Raw genomic sequence first — 17,969 nt, 5'->3', positions numbered from 1 at the left:
GGGGACGATGAACCTGGTGAAAGGAGCGTGAGCCATGGCCCTGTTCAAGAAGCGCACGGTCGGCAAACCGGGGGAGTGGTACTACTGCCTGGAGCACAAGAAGGTGGAGGAGGGACCGGACTGTCCTGGCAAGGACCGCTTCGGGCCGTACACCACCCGTGCGGAGGCCGAGCACGCGATGGAGACGGCCCGCGAACGGAACCTCCAGTGGGAGAACGACCCCAAGTGGCATGAGGGAGCGCGCGGCGGGGACCAGGACTGAGGTGCTGGGAGCGGTTCGTCGGCTGCGGGTGCGCTGTCGCTGGTCGCGCCCCGCGGCGGAGCCGCAGATCGATACCGCCCCGCGCCCCTGGGGAGCTGCTCCTAGGCGTGTGCCGACTCCCGTTGCTCCCGTAGCCGCACCGCGTGCTTGTTCGTACGCACGTCGTAGCGCATCAGGCCCGGCAGGCACAGGGCCAGTACGCCCACGCCCGCCACACACGCCAGGCCCCCCGACCACACCGACGCGCGCACCCCGCCCAGGGCGGCCACGCCGCCTGCCCTGACCTGGCCCAGCTGGGGGCCGACCGAGTAGGAGAGCAGTTCGATGCCGGCCAGCCGGCCGCGCAGCTCGTCGGGGATGGTCTGGTTCCACATGGCGCTGCGGAAGACGCCGCTGATCATGTCGAAGCAGCCGGCCACGAGGAGGAACAGCAGGACCAGCCATACGTTGCCCACGGTCCCGGACGCGGCGATCGCGAGCCCCCAGCCCGCCGCCCCCAGCACCACCATCCGCCCGTGCCGGTGCACCCGCGACGTCCAGCCGCTGGTGAGGCTCACGATCAGCGAACCGGCCGGGATCGCCGCGTACATCAGGCCGAGAGACCACTCGGCGTCCAGCTCGTCGGCCAGGAAGGGCAGGACCGCGAGCGGCATCGCCAGGAACATCGCGGCCAGGTCGATGGCGTAGGTGCCCAGGAGTTCCTTGCGGTTCCAGGCGTACCGGGCGCCCTCGGCGATCGACCGGAGGGAGGGCTTCGCGGCCTCGTGCGAGGCGGGGGAGGCGGCGAGCCCCACGACGAACAGCAACGACACGGCGAAGGTCACGACGTCGATGGCGTACGCCCAGCCGAGCCCCGCGTACGCCACGACCACGCCCGCCAGCGCCGGGCCCGCGACCCCGCCGACCGTCCAGCGGAAGGCGTTGAGGGAGGCGGCGGCCGGCAGCTGCTCATGGGCGACGATCCTCGGCATCAGCGAGTCCAGCGCGGGCCGCTGCACCGACCCGAGGGCCGAGGTGAGCGCGGCGACGACGTACAGCGGCCAGATGAGGGGGTCGGGCAGCAGGGCGTTGACGAGCAGCACGGCACACAGCAGTCCCTGCCCGGCCTCCGTCCACAGGATCAGCCTCCGCTTGTCCGCCGCGTCGGCCAGCGCCCCGCCGTACAGCCCGAACACGATCAGCGGAATCAACTCCACGGCCCCGATCGCCCCGACGGCGGCAGCCGACCCGGTCAGCTCCTTCATCTGCACCGGCAACGCGACGAAGGTCAGAAAACTCCCGAAGTTGGTGATCAACCCCGACAGCCAGAGCTTCCGAAAGTCGGGGGAGGCATGCCAAGGGGAGAGATCGGGGAGGAGGGCGCGGATCGCTGAGGTCACGTGGGGTCATGTTGTGGGGTGGGGGAGGGAGGGGCAACAGGTTTTCTACGGCCGCAAGCCCGTGTGCTTTCTGCCGAAGGCAGGTGAGGTGCCGAGACGGGTGGGTGGGCGGGAAAAGTTTTTACCAGCGCGACGGAGGCGGTGCCGTCAAGACGTCCGCCAGCCGGGACAGGCGGTCGCGGAAACCCCGTCGCCCCCGGACCGCCGGCACCGTGTTCTCCCCGGCCGCCGCACTCACCAGGTGCTGCACGGTGTCCAAGTCCAGCTCCACCCCCTCAGGCACCCCCAGCCACTCATCCGCCAGCGACACCAACTCCCCCTCCCCCGCCCCCAGCACCAGCACCTTCACACCACCCCGCCGAGCATCCAGCACCCGCTCAAGCAGCCCCCCGTCCACCCCCTCGGGCGCCACCACCAGCAACGTCTCCCCCCGCCGCGCCGCCTCGATCCGCCCGAGCCCGTCCGACCGTACGAGCGTCGGTGCCAGCTCCGGCGTACCCGACCACGCCGCCTCGTCCACCAGATGCGCCGCCAGGTGCCACGGCTCGTACTCCGGTGTGCCCGTCAGCAGCAGTCCGCCTCCGTACGACACCACGGACCCCCGCAACGCCCCCGCGAACCGCCGAGTCGCCCCCAACCACTCGGTTCCGGCCAGCACTTCGCGCAGCAGCGCGACCCTCACGGCATCCATACGGCATCCATGACCGCGCATCCTGCCGCAACGGACAACTCGGGGCGCGCACTTCACCATGATTCCGCCCAACCTGGGTAAGAACCCGAATCACTGTCCCCACCACGCACTCACGTAAGCAGTACTACTCATCGCCCCACCGAGGAGCCGCCGTATGACCGCAGAGACGAGCATCCCCTTCTGGTCCGGCCAGGAGGGCTACGCCAGTTACCGCATCCCGGCCGTCGTCGTCAGCCACGCCGGTACCGTGCTCGCCTTCTGCGAGGGCCGGGTCGACTCCGCGTCGGACCACGGGCACATCGACATCGTGCTGAAGCGCTCCACGGACGGTGGCCGCACCTGGGGCCCGCTCACCGTCGCCGCCAACAACGGCACCAACCTCGCCGGCAACCCCGCCCCCGTCGTCCTCGACACCGGCCGCATCCTCCTCGTGTACGTCCGCGCCTCCGGCACGGTGACCGAGAAGGACATCCTGCTCGGCAACGTCTCTGCCGCCGACGGCCGCCGTATCTGGGTCCGGCACAGCGACGACGACGGCCTCACCTGGTCCTCCTCCGTGGAGATCACCGCCCAGGTGAAGGACCCGTCCTGGCGCTGGTACGCCACCACACCGGGCCACGCCATTCAGCTGAGCACCGGCCGGGTCGTCGTCGCCGCCAACCACACCGTCCCGCCCACCGGTTCGGACCTCGGCAACGAGGCCCGCTACAACAGCGGCCACTGCCTGCTCAGCGACGACCGCGGCGAGACCTGGTCCATCGGCTACCTCGACGAGAACACCAACGGGTACATCAACGTCAACGAGACCACCGCCGCCGAACTCCCGGACGGCCGCGTCTACTTCAACACCCGTAACGACTCCCCGTCGCCCGGCAACCGCGCCGACGCGCACTCCACCGACGGCGGCCGGACCCTCGTAAAGCCCTTCCGCCCGCAGGCCGGCCTGTCCGCACCGATCTGCCAGGCCAGCGTCCTCCAGCTCCGCGACCCCGACCTGCTCCTCTTCTCCGGTCCCGCCGACCCCGCCGCCCGCGCCCTGATGACGATCCGCGTCTCCACCGACGGCGGCACCACCTGGCGCCCGGCGGACACGGTGAACGGCCTGCCCGCCGCCTACTCCGACCTGGTCCGGGTCGACGCCGACACGGTCGGACTCCTCTTCGAGACCGGCGACTTCGGCCCGTACGAGAGGATCCCCTTCCGGAGGGTCCCCGTGACCCACCTCACCTGACCCCATGGCCGCCCGGACACGGACGTAAAGTCGGCCCATGACCTCTACCGACAGCGCACAGACCCCTGCACCGAGCAGCCCCGCGAAGGCTCCCGCCAAGGACCCCTGGGACCTTCCCGACGTCTCCGGGCTCGTCGTCGGCGTGCTCGGCGGGACCGGGCCGCAGGGCAAGGGCCTCGCCTACCGGCTCGCCAGGGCCGGCCAGAAGGTGATCATCGGGTCGCGTGCCGCCGACCGTGCCCAGGCCGCCGCCGACGAACTCGGCCATGGCGTCGAGGGTGCCGACAACGCCGAGACCGCGCGCCGCAGCGACATCGTGATCGTCGCCGTGCCCTGGGACGGCCACGGCAAGACCCTCGAATCCCTGCGCGAGGAACTGGCCGGCAAGCTCGTCGTCGACTGCGTCAACCCGCTCGGCTTCGACAAGCAGGGCGCGTACGCGCTGAAGCCGGAGGAGGGCAGCGCCGCCCAGCAGGCCGCCGCCCTGCTGCCGGACTCCCGCGTCACGGCAGCCTTCCACCACCTGTCGGCCGTACTGCTCCAGGACCCGGAGATCGAGGAGATCGACACCGACGTGATGGTCCTCGGCGAGGAGCGCGCGGACGTGGAGATCGTGCAGGCACTGGCCGGCCGTATCCCCGGCATGCGAGGCGTCTTCTCGGGCCGGCTGCGCAACGCCCACCAGGTCGAGTCGCTGGTCGCCAACCTGATCTCGGTGAACCGCCGCTACAAGGCCCACGCGGGCCTGCGCGTCACCGACATCTGAGCGGATGGGGGACACTGGACGGGCCTTTGCCAGTGTCCCCCGACCGGCGCCCCCCCCGACAGGAGTCCACCCCATGCCCCGCCTCGCCCTCTACGCCCTCGCCGTCTGCCTCCTCGCGGTGGCAGCCGCAGCCGTGTCCTTCGCGCAGGGCAATCTGCTGGGCATCGTGTGGGTACTGCTGGCGGGCCTGTCGTCGAACATGTGCTGGTACTACGTACGCCGCGGCAAGCAGGCCGACAGGCCGCCGGCGGCCGGCTAGCCGACCTGGACCGAGCAGAAGTCGTTCGACCCCTGCCAGAAGCGGAACAGCTCCTGACCGCAGTACGTGTCCAACGCGTCGATCCCCAGGCTGCGCAGCACCGAGTCGATCACGTCGAAGAACGCGCTGTTGACCGGTCCCAGCCACAGCACCGCGAACACGAACAGCAGCCCGAACGGCGCGAACGGCTCCACCTGGCGCTTGATCTTGTACGACAGCCAGGGCTCGATGACCCCGTAGCCGTCCAGCCCCGGCACCGGCAGGAAGTTCAGGATCGCGGCGGTCACCTGGAGCAGGGCCAGGAAGGCGAGCGCGAAGCGGAAGTCGCGGGGCACGCCGTCCAGCGCGTCCAGCCAGAACGGCGCCGTGCACACCACCGCGAACAGGACGTTGGTCAGCGGCCCGGCGGCGGAGATCAGACTGTGCTTCCACCGCCCCTGGATCCGCCCCCGCTCGATGAACACGGCGCCACCGGGCAGCCCGATCCCGCCCATGATCACGAAGATCACCGGCAGCACGATGCTGAGCAGGGCGTGCGTGTACTTCAGCGGATTGAGGGTGAGGTACCCCTTCTCACCGACCGAGATGTCACCGCTGTGCAGGGCGGTACGGGCGTGCGCGTACTCGTGCAGACAGAGCGAGACGATCCACGCGGCCGTCACGAACAGGAACACGGCGACACCGGGCTGCTCGGCGAACCCGGTCCAGGTCGCCCAGCCAGTGACCGCGGTGACGGCCAGAATCCCGACGAAGACCGGGCTGATCCGCCGGTCGCTGTTGCGGGTGGTGGCGGTGGTCATGGGGCGGGGCTCCTGGGGATTCGGCGGAAAACGCTGCTTGTACGGGCGGAACGACGGTACCGGTGGTCTGGAGGGAACGTGTCACCGAGGTCCGGAGGTTCCTGGAGGTTCCCGGCGATGCCCGGCGATGCCCGGCGATGCCCGGCCCAGCCCGGAGATCCTGGACTTCTCCCGGTTCATGCCCCTGTAAACCCGGAAGCGGTGCCGGGACGTCCTCGGAGACAATGGCCCCGTGCGCTACCGCATCCTCGGCACCACCCAGGCACTTCGTCCCGACGGCACCTCCGTCCCGGTCGGCGGGGCGCGGCTGCGTGCCCTGCTGACCGTGTTCGCCCTGCGGCCCGGCCGGACCGTGCCGCCGGGGGTCCTGGTGGAGGAGGTGTGGAACGGCGACGCGCCCGCCGACGCCCCCGCCGCCCTCCAGGCACTGGTCGGGCGGCTGCGCCGGGCGCTCGGGCCCGGGGAGATCGCCTCGGCCGAGGGCGGCTACCGGCTGTGCGCCGCGCCGGACGACGTCGACCTGCACCGTTTCGGGCGGCTCGCCGACGAGGGCACGCGCGCGCTGGCCGACGGTGACCCCGCCAAGGCCGCCGGCGTCCTCGACGACGCCCTCGCCCTCTGGCAGGGCCCGGCCCTCGCCGACCTCCCCGACCGCACCGCCGAGGCCGCCCGCTGGGAGACCCGCCGCCTGGACGCCCGCCGCGCCCGCCTCACCGCCGCCCTGGCCCTGGGCGCGGCCGAACTCTCCCTCCCCGAACTGACCGCCCTGTGCGACAGCCACCCCCTGGACGAGCCCCTCCAGGCCCTCCGCCTGCGCGCCCTGCGCGACGCCGGCCGCCCCGCCCAGGCCCTGGCCGCCTACGAGGACGTACGCCACCTCCTGGCAGACCGCCTCGGCGCCGACCCTGGCCCCGAACTACGGTCGCTGCACGCGGAGTTGCTGAGCCCGAACGGCACGCCCGGGCGCACGCACACCCCGGCCGGCCGTGGCGCACGGGGTCCGGTCGGTCCCGGCCCGCACCGCGCAGGATCGGCCCCGTACGACTCCTCCGGCTCCGGCGGGGCCACCTCGCGCGGCGGTGTCGGCGAGGTCTCCGCCCCGCACGCGCCCGACGCGCCGGGGGAGGACCCCGTACCGGACGGCCCGTACCGCCCGGCCCACGCTCCCGCCCGTGTCGAAGGCCACCTCCCGCCCGCCTCGCAGCCCTGGCCCGCCCTTCCCTCCCCGCCCCCCGGCAACCTCCGTGCCCGGCTCACCTCCTTCGTCGGCCGGGAGGCCGACATCGACGCCATCCGGGGCGACCTCGCCACCGCGCGGCTCGTGACGCTGCTCGGGCCCGGCGGGGCCGGGAAGACGCGGTTGTCGCAGGAGGCCGCCGAGGCCGTGGGCGGGGCCGCGCGGGACGGGGTGTGGCTGGCCGAACTCGCGCCCGTCGGCGACCCGGACGCCGTACCGGAGGCCGTCCTCACCGCTGTCGGCGCGCGCGAGACCGTACTGCGCGGCGCGGGCGCCGAGGAGCTGCGCGTCGCCACCGCCGACCGCCACGACGACCCCCTCGTACGCCTCGTCGAGCACTGCGCGAACCGGCGGATGCTGATCCTCCTCGACAACTGCGAGCACGTCGTCGAAGCCGCCGCGAAGCTCGTCGCCGAGCTGCTGGTGCGCTGCCCCGGCGTCACGGTGCTCGCCACCAGCCGTGAACCCCTGGGTGTACCGGGGGAGTTGGTCCGTCCCGTCGAACCGCTGCCCGAGCCCGTCGCGCTGCGGCTGCTCACCGACCGGGGCGCCGCCGCCCGCCCCGGCTTCCACGTCGAGGACGACCCGGAGGCCGCCGCCGAGATCTGCCGCCGCCTCGACGGACTGCCCCTCGCCATCGAACTGGCCGCCGCCCGGCTGCGGATGCTGTCGCCGCGCCAGATCGCCGACCGCCTCGACGACCGCTTCCGGCTGCTGATCTCCGGCAGCCGTACGGTCCTGCCCCGCCAGCAGACCCTCCGCGCCGTCGTCGACTGGTCCTGGGACCTCCTCGACGAGTCCGAACGGGACGTCCTGCGGCGGCTGTCCGTCTTCGCGGGCGGCTGCGACCTCCCCGCCGCCGAGGCCGTCTGCGGCCCCGTCGCCCTCGAAGCGCTCGGCTCGCTCGTCGACAAGTCCCTTGTCGTGGCCGCCCCTTCGGGCGAGCGCGGCGCGATGCGCTACCGCCTCCTGGAGACCGTCGCCGAGTACGCGGGCGAACGCCTCGACGAATCCGGCGACCGCCCCGGCGCCGAGCGCGCGCACCTCACGTACTACCGCGAACTCGCCCGCGCCACCGACCCGTTGCTGCGCGGCCCCGGCCAGCGCGCCGCCCTCGACGTGTTCCAGGAGGAGAGCGAGAACATCCGCGCCGCCCTCCGGCACGCCGTCGGCACCCGCGAGGAACAGGAGGCGCTCTGCCTGGTCCTGTCGGTCTCCTGGTACTGGCAGATGCGCGACCTGCGGCTGGCCGGCCGCAACTGGTCCCGCGAGGTCATGAACCTCGGCCCCGACCCCTTCGCCCTCCCCATCCGCCCGGCACCGCCCCTCTGGCCGCGCTGCACGGACACCCCGCCCCCCTGGCAGGACGACGTGCTCGAAGAGGCCAGGCGCGGCGTCCACCTCATCCATCTCGCTTCCATGGACATGGAGTTGGAGGCCTGGCAGACCCCCGAGGGCAGACAGAAACTGGACGCCATCACCCGCGTCTACGAACCCGGCGCCCCACAGACCTGCCGCTTCCCCGGCCTCCTCTGGTTCTACGCCATCATGCTCACCCGCGACATGGAACGGCTGCGCGACATCGTCGACGCGGCCGTACACACCTGCCGGGACGCGGCACCCGACTTCGAGTGGGAACTCGCCACCTGTCTGCAGATGCGCGCCAACGTCCTTGCCAACCGGGGCGACTGGGCGGGCGACGCGGCCCGGGACGCCGACGAGTCCCTGGAGATCTTCCACCGCCACGGCGACGCCTGGGGCGCCGCCGAAGCCCTCTCCGCGCGCGGCGAGGCCCATGAGCGCAAGGGCGAGTACGACCCCGCCGCCCTCGACTTCCGCGAGGCCATGGAACTGGCCGACCAACTCGGCGCCCGCGCCCAGAAGACCATCCTCGCCGCCCGCCTCGGCAACGTGTTCCTGGAGGCGGGCCGCACCGACGAGGGCGAGCAACTCCTGCGCCAGGTCGTCGAGGAGGCGGACGGGATGGTCAACGAGGCCCGCCCCGCCGCCCGGATCTTCCTCGCCGCCTGGCTCGGCATCACCGACCGCGTCCCCGAGGCCCGCGACCAACTCGTGCTGCTGCGCAGCGAGTTCAGGGCCGCCTCGTTCGTCGTCTTCGACGCGTTCATCATCGGCCTGGAGGCCTGGCTGGACGCCATGGACGGACTGCACGAGGAGGCCCTCACCAAGGCCGCCCAGGCGCTGGCCAAGGCCGACGACGCGCTGTCCCGCAACATCGCCCCCCAGCTCCGCTCCACCTTCCTGACCACCGGCGCCGTCGCCCTCGCGGGCATCGACGGCGGCAGCCGCGCCCGCGAGGCCGCCCGCTGCCTGGGCGCCGCCGACGCCCTGCTGCCGCCCGGCCATGTCTCCGGGCATGTGGAGCGCGAGGTCCGCGCCCGTGCCGTACGCGCGGTCAGGGACGTGCTCGGCGACGAGGCGTACGAGGCCGGATACGCCGAGGGCGGTCGCCTCTCCCCAGCGGAGGCGACCGCTCTGATCTGACGCACGTACCGGGACCTACGTATGAGTGCTGTCAGCTCTTGGTACGGAACTTGTGGATCGCGACCGGCGCCATCACCGCGGTGATCGCCACCGACCAGCCGATGGTCACCCACAGGTCGTGCGCGACCGGACCGCCCACCATGAGTCCGCGCGCCGCGTCCGCGAGCGTGGACAGCGGGTTGTAGTCGGTGAACGTCTGGAGCCAGCCCGGCATCGACTGCGTCGGGGCGAAGATCGACGAACCGAACTGCAGCGGGAACAGCACCAGGAAGCCCATCGCCTGCACGGACTGCGCGTTCTTCAGGACCACGCCCAGGGTGAGGAACACCCACATGATCGACGAGGCGAACAGCGTGGACAGCCCGACGGCCGCGAACAGCCCGACCCAGTTGTTGATGTCGAAGCCGACGAGCACGGCGACGATCATCAGTACGGTCGTCGCGAACAGCATCCGGAGCAGCTCGACCGAGATCTTCGCGAACAGCACCGAACCGCGCCCGATCGGCAGCGACCGGAACCGGTCCATGACACCGGAGTTGAAGTCCTGGCTGAACCCGGTGCCGACGCCCTGGGAGAGCGTCATGCTCATCATCGCGATCATGCCCGGGATCACGTACTGCACATAGCCGTCCTGCCCGCCGCCCGTGGCCTGTCCGATCGAGCCGCCGAAGACGAACACGAACAGCAGGGTGAAGACGATCGGCATCAGCAGCGCGTCGAACATGGACTCGGGGTCCTGCCGGATCCAGAGCAGATTGCGGCGGACGAGGGCCCCGGTGTGCCGCAGATGAGCGCGCAGCGGGATACGCCCGTCGCCCTTGATGTCAGCCGCAGCGGCCTGGATGTCGGTGACGGCCGTGCTCGTGGTCGTGGTCGCGGTGCTCATACGGCGACCTCCTCTCGGGTGTCGGCGGGCGCGCTGTCGGCGTCCTGCGGGGCACTGGCGCGGTGGCCGGTGAGGGACAGGAACACCTCGTCCAGGCTGGGCAGTTCGGTGCTGATGGAGGCGATGGTGATACCGCGCGCGATGACCGCGCCGGTCACGGCGGTGAGCTGCTCGTCGCTCAGGATCGGCACCAGCACGCTGCCGCTCGCGGTGTCCACGGCGGTGCCGGCGAGGCCGGTGATGCCGAGGTCGTCGAGGTCGCGGGCGAGCGGGCGCAGCTGCAGCGGATCGGCGGTCCTGATCCGCAGCGTACGGCCGCCGACCCGTGCCTTCAGCTCGTCGATGGCACCGCCCGCGACGACCTTCCCCCGGTCGATGACGGCCAGCTCGGAGGCGAGCTGCTCGGCCTCCTCCATGTACTGGGTGGTGAGCAGCACGGTCACACCGTCGCCGACCATGCGCTTGACCTCGGCCCAGACCTCGTTGCGGGTGCGGGGGTCGAGCCCGGTGGTGGGCTCGTCGAGGAAGAGGACGACAGGGCGGCCGATCATGGAGGCGGCGAGGTCGAGCCGCCGCCGCATACCGCCGGAGTAGGTGCTCGCGGGCCGCTTGGCGGCGTCGGTGAGCGAGAACCGCTCCAGCAGCTCGTCGGCCCGGGCCCGGGCGTCCTTGCGGGGCAGATCGAGCAGCCGCCCGATCATGTACAGGTTCTCCCAGCCCGGGAGCTTCTCGTCCACGGAGGCGTACTGCCCGGTGAGTCCTATGACCCGCCGCAGCTGCCGGGGCTGGCGCAGGACGTCGTATCCCGCGACGGTGGCCTGCCCCGAGGTCGGCTGCAGCAGGGTGGACAGGATGCGTACGAGGGTGGTCTTGCCGGCGCCGTTCGGCCCGAGCACACCGAGCACGGTGCCCTCCCGGACGTCCAGGTCGACACCGTCCAGAGCCTTGGTCTCGCCGTAGTGCTTGACCAGCCCCCGTACGGAAACGGCACGCTCGGCCCCGTCGGCGGGGTGATTGTCGATTCGCGTCATGACCACAACCTGACAGCCCCCACCGACAAACCACCGACAGCCCACCGACAGCGCCCATCGGTCCGGGCCGGGCCGTGTCAGGTGTCTCCCGCGGCGCCACAGAGCCGCAGCCCGCCGATGGGGGAGTCGGCGGGCTGCATCCGTGCCGCAGTGGCTCTGTCGGGTCGGGTGACCCTGTCCGGTCAGGTGGGTCAGGTGGGCCAGGTGGCTCCGCCGGGTCAGTGGACGGAGTGCTCCTCCGCCGGGAACGTCCCGCCCGTCACGTCCTCGGCGAACGCCTTCGCCGCGTTCCCCATGACCTCACGCAGGTTCGCGTACTGCTTGACGAACTTCGGCATCCGCCCGCCGGTCAGCCCGAGCATGTCCGTCCACACCAGCACCTGGGCGTCCGTCTCCGGTCCCGCCCCGATGCCGACCGTCGCGATCTGGAGCATCCGCGTGACCTCGGCGGCCAGCTCGGCCGGCACCAGCTCCAGCACCACGGCGAACGCGCCCGCGTCCTGCACGGCCTTCGCGTCCCGCAGCAGCTGCTGGGCGGCCTCCTCGCCGCGCCCCTGCACGCGGTAGCCCATCGAGTTCACGGACTGCGGCGTCAGGCCGATGTGGGCCATCACCGGGATACCGGACTCGACCAGCAGTTCGATCTGGCGGTGCGAGCGCTCGCCGCCCTCCAGCTTGACCGCCCCGACCCCCGCCTCCTTCACCAGCCGGGTCGCCGAGCGCAGCGCCTGCACCGGGCCCTCCTGGTAGGAGCCGAAGGGCAGGTCCCCGACGACCAGGGCGCGGCCGGTGCCCCGTACGACGGCCGCCGAGAGCATGGTCATCTCGTCGAGGGTGACGGGCACGGTCGACTCGTAGCCGAGGTGACAGTTGCCCGCCGAGTCGCCGACCAGGATGACCGGGATACCGGCCTCGTCGAAGACGGACGCGGTCATCGCGTCGTACGCGGTGAGCATCGGCCACTTCTCGCCGCGCTCCTTGGCGGTGGCGATGTCGCGGACCGTGATGCGGCGCGTGCCCTTGCCCCCGTACAGCGCGTTCGTCGCGTGCGTCGCGCCGGTGCCGCCGGCGGGGGTCTGGTGGGCAGCCTGAAGCTGAGTCATGGCAACGGCTCCTTCAATCATCTCGAGGCGCCCTGACGGCGTCCCCGGATCGCCACCCATGGTGGCACCTCGCGTCGTGGATCGGCTAGTGGTCGCCCGCGGAGGCCCCGTGCCTGTGCCGAACGTCTCGTGACCCGCGATGTTTAAGGTCTCGGTAAAGGAATTCCAATACGAGACGGTCTCGTATCGAAATGAGCCTAGGGTGGTGGCCATGACGACTTCTGCCGGCCCATCCACCCTCGGCCCCCGAATCCCGGAGGCCGTGCACCGGCGACGCTGGGTCATCCTCGGCGTGCTCATGCTCAGCCTGCTGATCGTGGTGCTCGACAACTCCATCCTCAACGTCGCCATCAAGACCATCTCCACCCCCGCCCCGACCGGCCTGGGCGCCACCCAGAGCGAGCTGGAGTGGGCGATCAACGCCTACACCCTCGTCTTCGCGGGGCTCCTCTTCTCCGCCGGCATCCTCGGCGACCGGCTGGGCCGCAAGAAGGTGCTCCTCGGCGGCCTCACCGTCTTCGGCCTCGGCTCGGCCCTCGCCGCCTTCGCCGGCTCGCCCACCGAACTCATCGGCTTCCGGGCCGTGATGGGCCTCGGCGCCGCCTTCGTGATGCCCGCCACCCTCGCCGTCCTGATGAACGTCTTCGAGCGCGAGGAGCAGCCCAAGGCCATCGGCATCTGGGCCGGCGGCGTCGGCCTCGCCATCGCCATCGGGCCGATCACGGGAGGCATCCTCCTCGACCACTTCTGGTGGGGGTCCGTCTTCCTCATCAACGTGCCGATCGTGATCATCGCGCTCGTGCTGATGACGGTCCTGGTGCCCGACTCCCGCGACCCGAAGCCCGGCCGGATCGACCCCGTAGGGGTCCTGCTCTCGGTCGTCGGGCTCGTCCTCCTCGTCTACGGCATCATCAAGGGCGGCCAGCTCGCCGACTTCACCGACCCGCAGGTGCTGGCGACCATCGGCGCCGGTCTCGCCGTACTCGTCGGCTTCGTGCTGTTCGAGAAGCGCAGCGACCATCCGTCGATCGACGTGACGTACTTCCGCAACAAGACCTTCTCGGCCGCGATGTCCGTCATCGCCCTCGTCTTCTTCGCGCTGATGGGTGTGACCTTCTTCTCGGTCTTCTACACCCAGAGCGTGCGCGGCTACTCGCCCCTGCAGACCGGTCTGCTGATGCTGCCGCTGGCCGCCGCCCAGCTGATCTTCGCGCCGCGCGCCCGGCTGGCCGTCGACCGCTTCGGCAACCGGGCCACGACCACCGCCGCGATGCTGCTGATCGCCGCGACGCTCGCCGCGTTCGCCTCGTTCGAGGCCGACACGCCGATCTGGGTCCTGGAGGTCGTCTTCTTCCTCATGGGCACCGGCATGGCGCACATCATGACGCCGACCAGCGTCGTCATCATGCAGGCCCTGCCCCGCGAGAAGGCCGGCTCCGCCTCCGCGCTCAGCAACACCTTCCGCCAGGTCGGCGGCGCCCTCGGCATCGCCGTACTCGGCTCGGTCCTCTCGGCGGCCTACCGCAGCGGCATCGAGGACAAGCTCGGCGCGCTGCCCGCCGGCGTCCGGCACACCGCGGGCGAGTCCATCGAGGCCACCCTCGGCGTCGCCGCGAAGCTCGGCCCCCGGGGCGACGCCCTGGTCGGCCCCGCCAACGACGCCTTCCTGCACGCCATGCACATCACCGCGCTGTGCGGCGCGGGCGTCGCCGTCCTGGGCGCCTTGGTCGTCGCCCTGTGCCTGCCGGGCCGCCCCGCGGCGCCCCAGGAGGGCGAGCAGGAAGCACAGTTGGTGTCCACCGAACACTGAACACAGGGAAGAATCGGGGGGCGGTACACGGAACAAGGCACGCGGAACGCAGAACGCAGAACGCAGAACGCAGGACGCAGGACGAGGAAAGGAACGGTCGCGTGAACCTCGCGGACGGCCTGGCACGCCGAGCCACCCCCGGCACCACCGCCGGAGCCACCCGTGGCCGCCCCCGGAGCGAGGCCGTGGAGCGCTCCATCATCGAGGGCGTGCTGCAGCTCCTGGAGGAGGGCGTGCCGCTCGCGGACATCTCCATCGAGCGGGTGGCCCGTACCGCCGGGGTCGGCAAGGCCACCATCTACCGTCGCTGGCCGGGCAAGGAGGAGCTGTTCGTCGACGTCATGCGGGCCATGGAGCCGGCCGACCCCGAGCTGCCCGGCACCTCGATGCGCGACGACCTGGTCGTCCTGCTGGAGGCGATGCGCCGGCGCGGACTCGCCAACCGGACCTCGGCGTTCCTGCACAACGTGCACGCCCAGATGAAGAGCAGCCCCAAGCTCTGGGCGGCGTACCACGCCACCGTCGTCGAACCGCGCCGACTGCTCGGCGACGAGGTCCTGCGCCGCGGCCAGCGCGACGGCGAACTGCGCGCGGACGCCGACCTCGCCCTGCTGAACGACCTCTTCGTCGGCCCCATGCTGCTGCGCGCCGTACTGCGCCCGGACGCGGAGCTGCCGGAGGGTCTGGCCGAGGAGATCGTCGACACGGTGCTGGAAGGTCTGCGGCCGACTGCCCCGTAAGCGGTAATTCGTACGTCTGTCGGGGCGGCCGGCGCTCGACTGTGCGTGTTTCGTCACAGAGGGCGCCCACACCACCGGCAACCGGAACTGGCCGTGCCGACTTGTTCGTCATCGTCCCCGTACGGCCGTCATGGGACGGCGAGAACGGATCCGATCATCCCCTAGGGTCTTAGACGCGGGGACGGACGGGATGCACGGCAGGTTGTGAGGCGACGGTATGGCCCAGCAGGCGTACATGACGGAGACGGACGACGGAGGCTCGGGACCCGAGCGTCAGGGATCCCGGCTTCGGCGCCTGATGAGCCGTCTGACGGACGGCTGGCGGGGCGATCCGAGAATCTGGCGCCGGGGCATCGTCACGGCGGCACTGGCCCTGCTGCTCGCCCTCGTGATGGTGCTGCACGCGCAGATCCCCAACCGGATCGGCAACCTGGGCAGCCTCTCCGAGACGTTCCTGCCGTGGTTCGGCATCGTCGTCGTACCGCTGCTGCTGATCGTCGGGCTGATCCGGCGCTCGGCGACCGCGCTGATCGCGGTGCTGGTGCCGACGGCGGTCTGGTTCAACCTCTTCGGCGGGCTCCTCGGCAGCAACGCCGGCACCGGCGGCAACCTGACGGTGGCCACCCACAACGTCAACGCGGAGAACCCGGACCCGTCCGGCACGGCCCGCGAGGTGGCGGGCTCCGGCGCCGACGTCGTCGCCCTGGAGGAGCTGACGGAGACGGCGGTCCCGACGTACGAGAAGGCACTCGCGCCGACGTACAAGTACCACTCGGTGCAGGGCACGGTCGGCCTGTGGAGCAAGTACCCGCTCAGCGCCGCCCGCCCGGTCGACATCAAGCTGGGCTGGACGCGTGCGATGCGCGCCACCGTGGCGACGCCGGAGGGCCCGGTCGCGGTGTACGTCGCCCACCTCCCGTCGGTGCGCGTGAAGCTGGAGGCCGGCTTCACGGCCCGCCAGCGCGACCGCAGCGCGAACGCCCTCGGCGAGGCGCTCTCCGACGAGAAGCTGACCCGCAAGATCCTGCTCGGCGACCTCAACGGCACGATGAACGACCGCGCGCTGAACGCCGTCACGGCGCAGATGCGCTCCACGCAGGGCGCGTCGGGCAGCGGCTTCGGCTTCAGCTGGCCTGCGTCGTTCCCGCTGGCCCGGATCGACCAGATCATGGTGCAGGGCGTGGAACCGGTCAGCTCCTGGTCACTGCCGCGCACGGCGAGCGACCATCTGCCGATCGCGGCGAGGGTGAAGATTCCGTCGTCGGCAACGGGCTCGTAACCAGTCGGCACCCCGGGGGAATACTGGGCGTGGCAGCCTTTGTTCCGTACTTGAACATAAACTGTACGGACGCAGACCCGCCGCACCCTTTCGAAAGGCCGTTTTTCCTATGCTGTCCCGGCGCACGCCGACCCTGGCCCTGCTGGCTCTCGCCGTAGGCGCGTTCGGTATCGGAACGACCGAGTTCGTGATGATGGGCCTGCTGCCCGAAGTCGCCGACGACCTGGGCGTCTCGATCCCGTCCGCCGGACACCTGGTCTCGGCGTACGCGCTGGGCGTGGTGATCGGCGCCCCGCTGCTCGCGGCGGTGACGGCCCGGATGTCCCGCCGCAAGCTCCTGATCGGCCTGATGGTGTTGTTCGTGGCGGGCAACGCGTTGTCGGCGTTCGCGCCCACCTACGACACCCTGCTGGCCGCCCGCTTCCTGAGCGGGCTGCCGCACGGCGCGTTCTTCGGCGTGGGCGCGGTGGTGGCCACGACGATGGTCGCCCCCGAGCGCAAGGCCCGCTCGGTCTCCCTGATGTTCCTGGGCCTGACGGTCGCGAACGTGGTCGGCGTCCCCGTGGCGACGGCGATGGGCCAGCAGCTGGGCTGGCGGGCGACCTTCCTCGGCGTGAGCGTGATCGGCGTGGCGGCGATAGCGGCCCTGACGCTGCTGATCCCGCAGACCCGGGTGGAGACCCCGGTGGCGGGCCTGCGAGGCGAACTGGCGGCGCTGCGATCGCTCCCGGTGTGGCTGGCCCTGGGCACGACGGTGGCGGGCTTCGGCGCGCTGTTCTCGGCGTACAGCTACATCACCCCGATGCTGACGGACGCGGCGGGCTACAAGGACTCCAGCGTGACCCTGCTCCTGGCCCTGTTCGGCGTGGGCGCGACGATAGGCAACCTGCTGGGCGGACGCCTGGCGGACCACGCGATGCGCCGCACGCTCTTCGGCGGCCTGCTGTCCCTGATCGCGGTACTGGCGGCGTTCCCGCTCCTGATGAGCACGACGTGGAGCGCGGCCCTGGCGGTCACCCTGCTGGGCGCGGCGGCGTTCGTGACGGGCTCACCGCTCAACCTGATGGTGATGGAACGGGCCTCATCGGCCCCGTCGCTGGCCTCCTCGGCGAACCAGGCGGCGTTCAACCTGGCGAACGCGGGGGGTGCGTGGGTCGGCGGCCTGGCCCTGGCGGCGGGCTTCGGCGTGACGTCACCGGCGCTGGTGGGGGCGGGGCTGGCCCTCCTGGGCCTGGGTGTCGCGACAGTGGCGTACGTGGTGGACAGGCGCGGAGCGACTCGGTCGACGTCGGCTGGCCGGGAGCGGCTGGTGGCGTCGCATGTGCCTTCGCGTCCGGAGCACGCGCACAACTGAGGGAGGTTCACGAACCCCTGGGATTCACGGCGACCGCCCCACCCCGGCTCCAACGGGGTGGGGCAGTCGTGGTCACTGATCCCCTGTCGTGCGCGATGTCATGAGCGACACCCACTTGGCGCCGTCCTACAACTGGAGGGTGACGTTGCTGCCGGTCGCGATTGCCGGTGGCGTGCCCTGTGAAGGTGACCGAGTCGCCCAGTGGATGACGCCCGTGCAGCAACGCTGAGCGTGCCGTGAGTCCTGCTAGGGCAATCGCCTGAGCCACAACACGGCAAGGCCGTAGGCGACAGCCGACACAGCGAGTCCCGCGAGGACCGTAGCGGTGTAGGCATGGTCGGGCAGCGTCTGCCTGAAGTACCCGAACGTGACGTCGCGAGTGAGGAGGAACGCTGCGACGGCAGCGAACACCGCGCCCGCTGACTGCTGGGTCCACCGTCCCGGCTTCGACGCGACGCGGCCATCCGGGCGATGAGCGAGAGGTTCTGTCACTCGTCACTTGTACCGGTTCCGATGGGACTCATCAATGGCAGCCGCCCAGCTCGGGGACCTACCGACCACTGCCGTGATGGCAGTGTCGACATGTGGAACACGATCAGTGTCTCCGACGAGCGGCGGGAAGTGCAGAGGAACGTC

The 17,969-nt window shown here is 71.3% G+C and carries 15 protein-coding genes; 9 read left to right on the top strand and 6 right to left on the bottom strand.

Going from position 1 to position 17,969, the window contains the following annotated elements; genetic code table 11:
• The first annotated feature begins 34 nt into the window (after window positions 1-34).
• On the top strand, window positions 35-262 hold the full coding sequence (locus tag CW359_RS33665; protein WP_105973998.1) for a hypothetical protein: 228 nt from the start codon (window positions 35-37) through the stop codon (window positions 260-262).
• Window positions 263-363: 101 nt separating this feature from the next.
• Here the strand turns inward: CW359_RS33665 and CW359_RS33660 are convergent, their stop codons facing one another.
• The gene (locus tag CW359_RS33660) at window positions 364-1,641 is read right to left on the bottom strand and encodes an MFS transporter (RefSeq protein ID WP_105973997.1); all 1,278 of its coding nucleotides are present in this window, start codon (window positions 1,639-1,641) and stop codon (window positions 364-366) included.
• A 121-nt stretch (window positions 1,642-1,762) separates the two neighbouring features.
• On the bottom strand, window positions 1,763-2,332 hold the full coding sequence (locus CW359_RS33655; protein ID WP_105973996.1) for a hypothetical protein: 570 nt from the start codon (window positions 2,330-2,332) through the stop codon (window positions 1,763-1,765).
• Window positions 2,333-2,486: 154 nt separating this feature from the next.
• Between CW359_RS33655 and CW359_RS33650 the strand changes: the two genes are divergently transcribed.
• Genes CW359_RS33650 through CW359_RS33640 form a run of 3 tightly spaced genes read left to right on the top strand, consistent with a single transcriptional unit; the run spans window position 2,487 to window position 4,588 of the window.
• The gene (locus CW359_RS33650) at window positions 2,487-3,563 is read left to right on the top strand and encodes a sialidase family protein (protein ID WP_105973995.1); all 1,077 of its coding nucleotides are present in this window, start codon (window positions 2,487-2,489) and stop codon (window positions 3,561-3,563) included.
• A 37-nt stretch (window positions 3,564-3,600) separates the two neighbouring features.
• A complete protein-coding gene (gene npdG, locus CW359_RS33645) occupies window positions 3,601-4,329 on the top strand; it encodes an NADPH-dependent F420 reductase (protein ID WP_105973994.1) in 729 nt (242 codons plus the stop codon).
• A gap of 4 nt (window positions 4,330-4,333) precedes the next feature.
• Entirely contained in the window at window positions 4,334-4,588 is a 255-nt protein-coding gene (locus tag CW359_RS33640; RefSeq protein WP_198655494.1) for a hypothetical protein, read from the top strand.
• On the opposite strand, the gene CW359_RS33635 is transcribed toward CW359_RS33640, so the two are convergent.
• Entirely contained in the window at window positions 4,585-5,388 is an 804-nt protein-coding gene (locus tag CW359_RS33635) for a site-2 protease family protein (RefSeq protein WP_105973992.1), read from the bottom strand. The two genes, CW359_RS33640 and CW359_RS33635, sit on opposite strands and share 4 nt — an antisense overlap.
• 232 nt (window positions 5,389-5,620) lie before the next feature.
• Between CW359_RS33635 and CW359_RS33630 the strand changes: the two genes are divergently transcribed.
• On the top strand, window positions 5,621-9,130 hold the full coding sequence (locus CW359_RS33630; protein WP_105973991.1) for an AfsR/SARP family transcriptional regulator: 3,510 nt from the start codon (window positions 5,621-5,623) through the stop codon (window positions 9,128-9,130).
• A 31-nt stretch (window positions 9,131-9,161) separates the two neighbouring features.
• Here CW359_RS33630 and CW359_RS33625 read toward each other — a convergent pair whose 3' ends face one another.
• From CW359_RS33625 to panB, 3 genes are all read right to left on the bottom strand, one after another.
• Window positions 9,162-10,016 carry an ABC transporter permease gene (locus tag CW359_RS33625; RefSeq protein ID WP_198655493.1) on the bottom strand — a complete coding sequence of 285 codons (855 nt, stop codon included), beginning with the start codon at window positions 10,014-10,016 and terminating at the stop codon, window positions 9,162-9,164.
• Window positions 10,013-11,047, bottom strand: coding sequence for an ATP-binding cassette domain-containing protein (locus CW359_RS33620; protein ID WP_105973990.1), 1,035 nt, complete (start codon window positions 11,045-11,047; stop codon window positions 10,013-10,015). The genes CW359_RS33625 and CW359_RS33620 overlap by 4 nt, the downstream gene beginning before the upstream one ends.
• Window positions 11,048-11,265: 218 nt before the next feature.
• Complete coding sequence (gene panB, locus CW359_RS33615) at window positions 11,266-12,150, bottom strand: 3-methyl-2-oxobutanoate hydroxymethyltransferase (protein ID WP_105973989.1); 885 nt, start codon at window positions 12,148-12,150, stop codon at window positions 11,266-11,268.
• A gap of 211 nt (window positions 12,151-12,361) precedes the next feature.
• On the opposite strand from panB, the gene CW359_RS33610 reads away from it, so the two are divergent.
• From CW359_RS33610 to CW359_RS33595, 4 genes are all read left to right on the top strand, one after another.
• On the top strand, window positions 12,362-13,960 hold the full coding sequence (locus CW359_RS33610; RefSeq protein ID WP_105974030.1) for an MFS transporter: 1,599 nt from the start codon (window positions 12,362-12,364) through the stop codon (window positions 13,958-13,960).
• Window positions 13,961-14,061: 101 nt separating this feature from the next.
• On the top strand, window positions 14,062-14,700 hold the full coding sequence (locus tag CW359_RS33605) for a TetR/AcrR family transcriptional regulator (protein ID WP_198655492.1): 639 nt from the start codon (window positions 14,062-14,064) through the stop codon (window positions 14,698-14,700).
• Window positions 14,701-14,998: 298 nt separating this feature from the next.
• On the top strand, window positions 14,999-15,979 hold the full coding sequence (locus CW359_RS33600) for an endonuclease/exonuclease/phosphatase family protein (RefSeq protein ID WP_408647549.1): 981 nt from the start codon (window positions 14,999-15,001) through the stop codon (window positions 15,977-15,979).
• A gap of 109 nt (window positions 15,980-16,088) precedes the next feature.
• Complete coding sequence (locus tag CW359_RS33595; protein WP_105973987.1) at window positions 16,089-17,333, top strand: MFS transporter; 1,245 nt, start codon at window positions 16,089-16,091, stop codon at window positions 17,331-17,333.
• Window positions 17,334-17,969: the final 636 nt, after the last annotated feature.

This window comes from Streptomyces geranii, assembly GCF_002954775.1.
In the GTDB taxonomy this organism is placed as follows: domain Bacteria; phylum Actinomycetota; class Actinomycetes; order Streptomycetales; family Streptomycetaceae; genus Streptomyces; species Streptomyces geranii.
This window is presented reverse-complemented; position numbering and strand designations above follow the sequence as displayed.